The sequence below is a fragment of the Synechococcus sp. R6-10 genome (genome assembly GCF_047461815.1).
In the GTDB taxonomy this organism is placed as follows: domain Bacteria; phylum Cyanobacteriota; class Cyanobacteriia; order Thermostichales; family Thermostichaceae; genus Thermostichus.
In genome coordinates, this window is the sequence record NZ_JANSHW010000576.1 from 1 (window position 1) to 756 (window position 756).

Here is a 756-nt window from a genome sequence, read left to right on the forward strand (position 1 = left end):
GGTAGGCGTATCCAAACGGCGCGTCGAGCGACTCGGCTGGGTCGCGGTAGACCTCTAAGCGGCGGTTCTCGATGTCCAGCACCCAGTAGTCGGGGATGCCTGCGCGGGCGTAGAGGCTGGACTTGACCTCGCGGTCGTAGGGCAGGCTGCTCTGGGCGACCTCTATAACCAACACGGCATGTGTGGGATGGGCGTGTTGGAAGTCGCTGGGGCTGCCCGCGACAACGGCAAGATCGGGCTGCGGCTCGCTATCGCCCAGCGACAACGGCGACTGCATCCGCACCACATACCCCTTGCCGAACACACGGCGCAAGCAGTCGTAGAGGCTGTGTGTCGCCGTAACATGCTCAGGACCGATGGGCGCCATCTGCAGAATCTCTCCCTCGATGAGTTCCACGCGTTCGTCCTCGCGTAGAATGCCGACCTCAGCGAGGCGGTAGTAGTCCTCGCGCGTGAACTTGCGTCGGGACAGCGTCTGCCACGCACGCTGCGCCCGCTTTTGTAGACGAGCCGTGCCAAGTTGCGTCATCGAGGAAATTGTACCTGAGCAAGTCAATACAGGAATCCCCTCCCCAACCGCGAATCTCTTCGCCGATGGAACGCGACAGGGAGTTTGTGTCCCTACGGTGGGTTGTGGCGGGCATCCTGATAGGGATTGTCGGGGGCTTGCTGCTCAATCGCGCGGGCGGAGCGGAGTCGCCGGTGTTCGGCGTTGTCGGGCTGGGCGCGGACCTGTTCATTCGCCTGCTGCGGATG

General features: G+C 63.2%; 1 protein-coding gene. It reads right to left on the bottom strand.

Annotation, left to right across the window (positions count from 1 at the left end):
• A partial coding sequence (locus NW837_RS14030) for a Uma2 family endonuclease (RefSeq protein ID WP_414332213.1) occupies positions 1-529 on the bottom strand: 529 nt, incomplete at its 3' end.
• Positions 530-756 lie beyond the last annotated feature (227 nt).